Raw genomic sequence first — 10,226 nt, forward strand, 5'->3', positions numbered from 1 at the left:
CTTTAAACCTACTCTGGCAAGATATTCAGGATTTTCTCTTAGTAAATTTCAAATTAAATTTGATAGTTAATGATGAATTAACCATAAATAAATTATGGTTAATTGTATACGTAAATTGCCCAGAACTTCATAGAAAGGTTCTATAAAATGATTTGTATTTTGAAGTTTCTTGTGTCGAAAAACAACAAGTTTATGACTTTTTGTAAGAAGATACGACAAATAGCCTTGCTATATTTGATCTTTTTAAGCAAGGCTAGATACTAGTATGATTTTTTAAAAATTAATTACTCTCTTCTAAGAAATTATAGAAAACAAATTCTCTTTTTTTATTTGTACCATGTAGGGATTTCTTTTCTATTGCGTTCTGATTTCTTCGTTCCCAGTTTTGTTTAGATTTTTGTCCAAACATTTTTATAAAATGCGCGGGATTGCTATTTTGAGCTTCATTGTATTGAAACCATTGCACACATTCTTCAAAATCCCATCTAGCATAGCGGTCGATATAAGGTGGCATCCTTAAAGCAATTGTGTATGCATCCTTTTCACTAAGGTGATTTAGTTCTTGACTTAAAATGTAGTAATAAGCCTTTTTCTGATCCTCACTAAGATAGTCGTCTAAATCTTGTAATCTGTTATTCTTTTCTTTTAATTTACAATCCGTATTAGATTTTTCTTGTTTGTTTACGCTGAAAATATCTACAGAATTAGACGAGACTTGTATATCATTCTTTATGTCTTCGTGATTGGCCACAAGAGTTTTCTTAAAGAATTTTTCACTTATAAATTCAGTAAAAGTAGAGCACACATCAATTGCTACAGCCCATTTTATCTTGAAGTATTCAATAATTTTTAAATAGTTGTTATGTATGGTTAAGATGTAAATTGAAGGGGCAATCTTACCGTGTCTTCGCACTTTAATTTGTTGGCATACTCCCAGATCTTGCAGCCATGTTAACACGTAGTTAATGACAGGTTTTGAAATACCTGATTTTTTGCTAATATGACCTTGCTTTACTTGGGAATATCCTTCTTGTACTAGGTACGATAAAATTGTTTCTAAAGCTTCATATTTACGTTTTGTGAGGTAATCCTTCGTAGTAACACCTTCATATTCTAGGACAATATTATCAATGTAAGTAGTAACTTTCTTAATTGATTGATTAATAGCCCCGGTTTTCTTTGATAGGTGATTGATGTGGGGACTTAGTTCCGATTTTGCTCGACTAAGTAAAAAGTTGTGCAATAACACAGAAAAAGCCTCCTAATTTTCCCACCACAAATAGAAAAAGTATCAAACGAAATCTCCGGAAGAAAAGAAAGAAGCGGTGCAAGCTTTAACAAAAAAGATGGAAAAAAGTATAGAAGGTTATTTTCGTACACCAGGAGATTTGAAAGATTATTTATCGTTTATGGCAAAGTTTTATCACTATTCACCATCTAATATTTCATTAATACAGAGTCAATTCGAGGGAGCCAGGGCAGTGGGTTCCTTTTCTTTTTGGAAAGAAAAAGGATTTCCGGTTAAGAAGGGTGAGAAAGGAATTAAAATCCTTGTTCCAAACAGAACTATAGCAAAATTCAAAGACAAAGAAGGCACTTGGAAAACAGTAACTAAAGCAAGTGAGGAAGAGAAAAAACAAATCGAATCTAAAAGTGTAGAAGTGATACCTGGTCGCTTATATTTTGCTGTCGGTCATGTGTTTGATGTGTCCCAAACGAACGCAAAAGCGGAAGATCTCCCTCGTATATTTCCGAATCGTTTGCTAGAAGGAAGTGTAACAGATTACAAGAGCTTGTACAGAGGAATGGAAGCCATTGCGGAAAAGAACGGTGTAAAAATTATTGCACCAAAAGCAGAGTTGGGTGTTTCAAAGGGTGTAAGTTACACCTTAACAAAAGAAGTCGCCTTGAATCCACGAAACAGTGAATTGCAAAATATAAAAACCTTACTTCATGAATTGGCACACGCCAAACTTCATACAGCAGAGACGCATATGTATTACACAGCACCAGAAAAAGAGTTTCAAGCAGAAATGACAGCTTATGCCGTTTCTTCTTATTTTGGGATTGATACAAGCGAATATTCCTTAGGCTATTTAGCGAGCTGGACACAAGGAAAAGAAATGAAAGATAAAACGAAATTATTGAAAGAAGTACATGAAACGTCGATTGAATTTATTGAAACAATTGAAAATACATTAGAAAAAGAAAAAATTAATGAAAAAGGGGTAGATCATATGTCGAAACAAGTGTCCGAACATGAAAAAGACAATTTTGAAATTTTAACAGGGATTCAACAAAATGCACAGCGCAATATTAATGAAAAGTTAGGATTAAATTTCAAAAGACAATGGGAAAACTACGAAATTCAATTATCAGAAGATGGACGGATAATTGAAGGGATTCATCCTAATATGCGATTAACTGTAGGGGAAATGCATGCAATTGTTAATCAATAGGGGACTGATACAGAAAAAGAAAGTATAGATAAAATTACAAAAAAACTGGACTTTTTCCTTGAAGATGATGGTTATGATCACCCTGAATTGCGAAAGAAAGAGGTGTTAAAAACTCCTATTGCGAAAGTTACTTCAAATCAGCTAGAAAATATGAAAGTAGAGTGTATTAATGGGCGTATACAAGATTATCATCAGAATTTTGATTTTAATAATGCTATAAATCAAACGGTGAATCAGATCAATCATTCAATTTCAGAATCACATAACGATATTATGACAACTAGAAATGAAAAACAGAATGAAAAAAATATTTTGTTGGTCGAATATATGAGTTTAAGTAACACGACACAAGAGCTTGTTTCCGTTACAGAGTTAAGGGAACAAGCAGATAGAAATCGAGCGTTTGAACCTGTAGAAGGTGCAGGGAAATTGAGTGATAAAGAATTTATTGATGCATTTAACGAAGCGAATCAAGAAAAGTATGTAGCACTAAATCAGAATGAAATTAATCGACCAACTATGCTAGTTCAATGGAGCGACAACGAAACTTTTAAGAATAATCAACTGATTCCATTTGGAGAAGCCAATGAAAAAATGGCTAAAGTCATTTCAAGTATTGAAAAAGCAAGAAAAGAAGCTAAAGAAAGAGGTCAAACCATCCCTTACGATCAAGCTCGTTATCATATTGCCATTCCAAAAGAAGTTGATAGGGATTTTGGGAGAATGGAGCTTGTGAGTATGGATCGTATGAATATGGGAGATGGGGACTACAAGACACCGTATGAACAAGTATTAAACGAGAAAAGGTATCTATCGGATGAAGTGAAACAAGCGTTACGAGATGAGGTAGTGAATCATAGAAATAACAAAGAAATACCGATGGAAAAAGAACAAGAAAATCCATTAGAAAATTCGAAAGAGATACCCAACCATTTAGTTACAATTGAGGTGCTAGCAAACGGTATGCAAGATGAAGAGGTTGCACGAATCCATATGATGGATGCCGTTACGAAAGATATAAATTATTTATCTGTATGGAATCAAGATAAAACAGATCCGGAAGATTTATATGTTTCCCTAATGGAAAAGAACGGGAAACGAGAAAATGTCTATTTGGATAATATTTTGAAGCCAGATTTATATGAAAAAGTTCAAAATTCTATTTTTGATGGAAGAGGAAATTTATCATTTGTCATTCATGAAAAGGATGCAAATATGAGTCTAGATGAAATCGTAAAAGATGAACGGTATGGACTCTTAGTTGATAAAGCGGAGGAACAAAAAGATCACTCATTTAATGAAAAAGAAGTGGAACTGTATAAAGAAAAGAAGAAGGATGGATATGCACCTATTGCTTCTCTAGATCAACAAATTCAGCCTTTAAAAGAAAAGGAGCCAACTATGTTAGATAAGGATTTAAGCCGAAAATTTGAAGCGTACAGACGTTCACAATATGAAGAAACACCAGATGATATTGATAGTATTGTCACTCGTGTAAAAGCTGAAGAGCGATATTATACAACAAAGTATGTTTCGATTGATAATGAGCTGGTAAGCCAGGAACACGTTGTGAAATTAGAGAACCAGGTGAATGAGAAGCTTGGGAAAGAAGGAATAACGGTGAATCAGTCTACAACTTCAAAGGAAATGGATGTAGATAAAAAATTTCAGCCATTAAACGGAAAACAAACGAATGGTAAAGAAAAAGACAAGGAGTCAGATCCTATTACTTTAGGTAATGTAGACCAGTCAAAGGCTACAAAGAAATCAAGTAGAAAAAAAGAAACAATGGAAATGGAACGATGAAAAACTTTATAAACGGAAAACCAGATTAAATCATTTTTTGTTACTCAATTGAGAAAACGGAAAGTGATTTTTTTTATGAATAGTTGTTAAAAAATAAATTGGGGTGATTAAATTGACGGATCATAAAAACACATTTTTTGAAAAATATGCAGCATATATAGAAGAGAATAAAAAACAAAATAATAAAATTGCGTACTATTACGATTTTAATTGGCATGGTTTTACCTATAATAATACAAAGTCAGATTATGGATTTGGCGTAGATATTAAATTTAACACATTTGATTTTGAAGAGGATAGTATCGGTGGCGTAACTGAATATCTTTCTGTAAAAATTGATTTGCAAGAGGGGAAATTAATTATTGAAATTGATAATAATCCCCTATTTGAGAATGTTGAAGTTATTAAGTTTTTTATTGATGATACAAACAGTAAATTCTATAAGCATTTAAGTGTTGAAGAAGGAGAAACACTTATTAAAGAGTATTGCCGACAAGCTAAAGCAAATGAAATACCCTACATTGAGTTGACTGGTTCAGCAATAGCCTTTTCATATGTTAATTAATTACTAAATAATTTTATTATTTCTACACAAGAGGGCAAATTTAAAAGCCCTCTTTCTTATTAATAGAAAGAAAGGAGTGAATGTCATGAATGTCATGAATGTATGGCTGTTTGCGGGCTGTATGTTCCTTGTAGCTGTCTTTTTGAACACATTGTTATTATTTGGGCACAGAATGATAAAAAAACGTAGGAATAAGAAATGGAAGCGTAAAACTGAAATTGCAGATTAATAGGAGGTACTTCGTATGGAGAAAACATTGTTTATTGCTGAAAAACAGAAGGTAGCTGTTGAATTATTAAAATCACCTAGATTTAGAAACTCACAAAAGAATTCGGGAAGTATGCCGTATTATGGCTACTATGAAAATCAGAATTAGATTATTAGTTGGTGCCGAGGGCATTTATTAGAGTTAAAACATCCAGAAGAGATGGATTCGAAGTATAAAGTGTTTAAATTTGAGCATTTACCTTTAATTTATCAGCCAGTTTATAAAGTAATTCAAGAATATGCTGAGCAACTACAAACACTTGTTAAACTGTTGCAGCGTCATGACGTTGACCACGTGGTCAACATTTGTGACGCTGATCGAGAAGGAGAATTAATCTATAGAGAGGTGTACGAGTACGCGGGGGTAAATAAGAAGCAGTCTCGTGTATATAAATCATCTTATGAGGCCGCAGAATTAGAGGGAGCATTGAATCGATTGGAACCATTAAAAGATTATGACGGGCTTGCTCAATCCGCTAAAGCAAGGCAATACCTGGACTATATTCTAGTAATTAATGTTACGAGGGGTTGTACATCGAAATTGGCAAGAAACCAATTCTTATTGGCTTCCGGTCGTGTTCAAATGTGTCTCTTGAATGAAATCAGTCAAAGGGAAATCGCTATACAAAATTATAAAGAACAAACCTACTATAATATAAAGCTATTAACAGAAAATGGTTTATCACCGGTGATGAAAACAGAAGAACAACTAATAGATCCATCCCCATTACAAAAGCTTGGAGATAGCTTAAAAGAAACGAATCTAATCGTAACGGAATTCAAAGAAAGTACTAGAAAAAAGAAAACGAAATTATTATATAACTTAACGGATATCTACAAAGATGCTCACGCCAAGATGAAGATAAATGCAGAAACAGCAAAAAAACATATTCAGATTTTGTATGAAGAAGGTTTTATTACTTATCCTCGTTCTTCATCCAGGCACTTACCTACGGAACAAGTGGAACGAGTGAAAGAAGTAATGGGAGCATTAGAAAAAAGCTCCTATGCAAGTCTCGTACAACAAGTAATCCCATCGTCTATTACAAAAAAACACACTACATTTAATGATGAATTAGTCAGTAGTCACTTTGCCATCATTCCAACAACAAAATTATATGCCGGAACCAACCGAAATTTATTAGAAAAACAGTTATATGACTTAATTGTAAAACGATTTATCGGGAATTTTATGAAACCAGCAATCTACCTGGTAAGGGAAGTACATTTTATAGATCAAGAGGCAAACACCTACAGTACAAAAGAAAAGATCCTACAAGAGAAAGGGTTTTTAAGTGTGTTTCAAGAGGATATAGAAGAGGGTTCAGTTGAAGCATTTCAGATACCTATTTTACGAGAAGGAGATTCTTTCAGAATCGTTCAGTATGACCTGATTGAGTCTCAAACAAAGAAACCAGCCTTTCATACTGAAAGCTCTATTTTAACCTTTATGGAGACAGCAGGACGTAAATTAGATGATGAACATTTGAAGGAACTCATGAAAGGAAAGCGGATTGGGACAGTCGCAACGGAAGAAACATTTATTCCGAAACTGTTAGACCGTAGCTATATTGATGTCACCAATAATCAAATTCGAACGACACCTATTGGTCGTACTTTTATAGATGCTTTTCCGGTAGATGCAGTCAAAAATCCAGCTTATACGGCTGAAATGGAAGGGATGATTTACATGATTGAAAAGAAAGAAATGAAATATGAGGAATTTGTAGAGAAAACAAATACGTTTGTAAAAGATACAGTGGAACAATTAGGTGCAATGGATGATAAGGTGTCAGATAGCATTATTAATACCTGGAATCAACAGATTGAGGTGTGCAAATGTCCTTGTAGAAAAGGAAAAATCCTTCATAAAGGTAATTTCTATGGTTGCAGTAATTATCCGGAATGTGAAATCTCCTTACCGAAAAAAAATAAAGAAAAAGAGATTCCGGAAGCGCAAGCAAAAAAGCTTTTTAAGGATAAAAAAACAGATCTTTTAAAAGGATTTAAGTCCAATGAGAAGGAGTTTTCCGCTTATCTCGTGTTACCTGAAGGGAAAGTGAAATTTCAGTTCCCAACACAAGAGGAGCTGTCATTTGGTAAATGTCCAAAATGTAAAAAAAGGGGATATGCTTCATCGTAAAACATTTTATGGATGCACGGAGCATAAAAATGGATGTGATTTTATGTTACCAGCCAAGATGAAAGGGAAAGCAATCCCTGGTAATCAGATGAAAAAGTTAATTCAGTATAAAACAACGGATTTTATCAACGGCTTTCAAGGAGAAAAGGGAGAATTTACAACAGCTATCTATATGGAAGCGGACGGAAGTTTGAAATTCCGTTTTCCAACGACCGAAGATCGTACCATTGGTAAATGTCCATTGTGTAAGAGTAGGGTTTTTGTAGGGAAAAGTAACTACTTATGTGAGAAATACAAAAAAGGCTGTGACTTTATTATTTTTGGTACATTCTCTGGTAAAAATCTAAGTAGTAACCATGTGGAAAAGTTATTAGAAAAGAATGTAACGGATCAGATCAAAGGGTTTATCTCGAACAAAAACGGGAAGAAGTTTGACGCTCGTTTATCATACAGCGTACAGGAGAAGCGATTAAAATTCTTATTCGGCAAATAAAAATTGAATGCATGTAAAAGAGGACTAAGAAACGGAATAGTCCTCTTTTTTATTTCATTTTATAGAATAAAGGGGGGGGATTCCGTAATGGCACGTGTCAGTACGGAGGATGCGATGAAAGCAAGAAAAGTTGACTTGATTTCATATCTGGAAGCAAAAGGAGAAACGTTTAAGAAAGAGGGAAACTATTATCGCCATGCGGAGCATGACAGTCTCATCATTAAAGGGAATCAATACGCCTGGAATAGTCGAGGGGAAAAAGGATATGGAGCGATTAGCTTTGCCATGATGTACTATGATATGACATTCCCACAAGCTGTGATGGACATTCAGAAGGGGGACTACAAAGAATTCGATCGTTCAAAAGCTGAAGAGGATCGCAAAAAAGAGCAGCAGCCTTTTAGTTATCCCAAACACCTGGAAGTAAATAAGCAAACAGAGATTAAAGAATATCTAATTCATGAACGGAAAATTGATCCTCGTTTAGTACACTGGCTGATTAAAAAGGATCTCATCGTCCAGGATAAGAAAAATAATGTGGTGTTCAAATGGAGGGAAGAGGGAGGCAAAGGGCAAGTAATTGGAATGAACCGTCAAGGTACGGTCAAAATGGAGAATAAAAGGGGAAGCTTTAAGCAAATTGTCCCGAATTATGAAAAAATCAATGCCGGTTTTATGGTTGATGTAGGTAAACCGGATAAGATTTATTTTTATGAAGATCCAATCGACATGTTATCTCATTGGAGCATTAAACAAAATAATATCCAAAACGCTCGCCTGGTTTCTATGCATGGATTGAAGTCCAAAACAGTGATTCAATCTTTAATGGATGCAAAAAAAGAAGGGCACGATATTAAAGAGGTCATAATGGCAGTTGATAATGATAAGGCTGGAAAAGACTTCATTCAGACAATGAAATGCTTTGTAGATTTTAAAGAGGAGATGCCAACGAATGAAAAAGATTGGAACGATGTCCGGAAGAAACAAGTGAGTGAGCAACAGATAAAAGAAACCACACAACCAAAGAAAATAAATCCAATTAAAGAGGTGGAGCGAAGTGTCTAATCTACCAGAAATGCCAAACATATTACAAATTTTGATGTATGGTTTTATCCTTTATGTTCTTTTTCGTATTTGTAAATTTATGTACCAGAAGTTCCAGGAGCAAAGAATATTAAAGCGAATGGCTAAGTCTGGTATTCGTTATATAGATAAAATGGACGGCCATCAATTCGAAGTATACCTAAAAGCTCTCTTTTGAGAGTTGGGCTATTCTCCAACAGTCACAAAGCAGTCAAATGATTTCGGAGCGGATCTGGTATTGAAGGGGAAAAATCGTATTGTAATCCAGGCGAAACGTTATGGGATGAAAAATAGAGTTGGCATCAGTGCTGTACAAGAGATATATGCAGCACAGCCTATTACAAAGCACATGAGGGCTGGGTTGTAACAAACAGTGTATATACAAGACAAGCAAAGGAATTAGCGGAAGCTTGTCATGTAAAACTAATAGATCGTGTAGAACTTCAGAAATTGATTAATAAAATCAATCCCGAATATTCGGCTGAAGATGTGTATCAAGGGGTAAAACCTGCAGAACGGAAATGTCCAACATGTAAACATGATTTAGTCGTTCGTAATTCAAATAAAACAGGAAATAAGTTTTTTGGCTGTTCACAATATCCCACATGTACACATACAGAACCAATTAATACATGAGCTGTGATGAAAATCCGGCTCTTTTTTCATTTGTTTATAGAATACATGAAAAAAATCAGTTTAACAAAAAAATGACCCTTCAGATTTAGTTGTATGGAGTTTTTATGGGGTTATTAATATATTAAGTCGTATTTGTTATAAAAACGCATGTAAAGGGAGAAAGGGGATTTAAATGCGTTTTTAGGTATTTTAGGGGGAATAAAAAGGGTAGCCATTATTTACGACTTAACCCTTTGTCTACAATCTGACGAATTGCTTCATTTCGATTCTTAATCTTATTTTCATGCCAATAATTTTCTATTTGTTCTACTTGTTCTTTTGTAAAAGTAACTAAAATTTGAGTGTATTTGTCTTTATTAACAGCCATATTACAACCTCCTCTATAAAAAAAATATAAGTTATATAACTTATATTAACAACTGGAAAAATGAGTAATAGAATAGTCATATAAGTTATATAATTATATTGAGGAGGTTATTACATGGAACGGAAAGTTAAAAAGATGATGGCTGATCTTCAATTTATTATGAATCATGGTCAAATAAGTGTAGATTTTATGGATCTTGGATATAAAAGAATGCTTTTTAGTGCATTAGAAGCTACCGGAAAAAAAGTTTAATGTGCATACCAATGAACATAATGAAACAACCTTGTTCTTAGAACCTGTCTAAAATCTTTTTAATAAAATCGCCACGCCTGCCAATAAGCAACTCTGTCTGCTATTTTCAAGTGTTCGTTCACAGTTCTTCCATAGTCTGCGGTAATTTTCCAACC

At 34.1% G+C, this 10,226-nt stretch carries 4 protein-coding genes and 6 pseudogenes; 7 read left to right on the forward strand and 3 right to left on the reverse strand.

Annotation, left to right across the window (positions count from 1 at the left end; genetic code table 11):
* Window positions 1–280 precede the first annotated feature (280 nt).
* A complete protein-coding gene (locus AB3X49_RS12580) occupies window positions 281–1,249 on the reverse strand; it encodes a Replicase RepFR55 (protein WP_367962429.1) in 969 nt (322 codons plus the stop codon).
* Window positions 1,250–1,325: 76 nt separating this feature from the next.
* Between AB3X49_RS12580 and AB3X49_RS12585 the strand changes: the two are divergent.
* The 6 genes and pseudogenes from AB3X49_RS12585 (at window position 1,326) to AB3X49_RS12610 (ending at window position 9,452) form a co-directional block, all read left to right on the forward strand.
* Window positions 1,326–4,265, forward strand: a pseudogene (locus AB3X49_RS12585) (LPD25 domain-containing protein).
* Between the two features lie 145 nt (window positions 4,266–4,410).
* Window positions 4,411–4,830, forward strand: a pseudogene (locus AB3X49_RS12590) (hypothetical protein); the annotation flags it as partial.
* An 85-nt stretch (window positions 4,831–4,915) separates the two neighbouring features.
* Window positions 4,916–5,059, forward strand: coding sequence for a hypothetical protein (locus tag AB3X49_RS12595; RefSeq protein WP_367962437.1), 144 nt, complete (start codon window positions 4,916–4,918; stop codon window positions 5,057–5,059).
* Window positions 5,060–5,074: 15 nt separating this feature from the next.
* Window positions 5,075–7,733: pseudogene (locus AB3X49_RS12600) on the forward strand (type IA DNA topoisomerase).
* An 87-nt stretch (window positions 7,734–7,820) separates the two neighbouring features.
* Window positions 7,821–8,798: a DUF3991 domain-containing protein gene (locus AB3X49_RS12605; protein ID WP_367962432.1), complete on the forward strand. Its 978-nt coding sequence runs from the start codon at window positions 7,821–7,823 to the stop codon at window positions 8,796–8,798.
* Window positions 8,791–9,452 (forward strand): annotated as a pseudogene (locus AB3X49_RS12610) (restriction endonuclease). The gene AB3X49_RS12605 and the pseudogene AB3X49_RS12610 overlap by 8 nt, the downstream one beginning before the upstream one ends.
* Window positions 9,453–9,666: 214 nt before the next feature.
* Here AB3X49_RS12610 and AB3X49_RS12615 read toward each other — a convergent pair.
* Window positions 9,667–9,819, reverse strand: a complete 153-nt coding sequence (locus tag AB3X49_RS12615; RefSeq protein ID WP_367962435.1) for a ribbon-helix-helix domain-containing protein — start codon at window positions 9,817–9,819, stop codon at window positions 9,667–9,669.
* 114 nt (window positions 9,820–9,933) lie between these two features.
* Between AB3X49_RS12615 and AB3X49_RS12620 the strand changes: the two are divergent.
* A pseudogene (locus AB3X49_RS12620) lies at window positions 9,934–10,123 on the forward strand (hypothetical protein).
* On the opposite strand, the pseudogene AB3X49_RS12625 reads toward AB3X49_RS12620, so the two are convergent.
* A pseudogene (locus tag AB3X49_RS12625) lies at window positions 10,120–10,226 on the reverse strand (IS5/IS1182 family transposase); the annotation flags it as partial. The pseudogenes AB3X49_RS12620 and AB3X49_RS12625 sit on opposite strands and share 4 nt — an antisense overlap.

Source organism: Bacillus sp. C30 (genome assembly GCF_040838255.1).
GTDB classification, from domain to species: domain Bacteria; phylum Bacillota; class Bacilli; order Bacillales; family Bacillaceae_G; genus Bacillus_A; species Bacillus_A mycoides.

What these genes read in the sequence shown, in the direction of transcription:
- AB3X49_RS12595 (WP_367962437.1), top strand. Translation starts at nt 4,916, where the DNA reads ATGAATGTCATGAATGTATGGCTGTTTGCGGGCTGTATGTTCCTTGTA.
- AB3X49_RS12605 (WP_367962432.1), top strand. Translation starts at nt 7,821, where the DNA reads ATGGCACGTGTCAGTACGGAGGATGCGATGAAAGCAAGAAAAGTTGAC.
- AB3X49_RS12615 (WP_367962435.1), bottom strand. Translation starts at nt 9,819, where the DNA reads ATGGCTGTTAATAAAGACAAATACACTCAAATTTTAGTTACTTTTACA.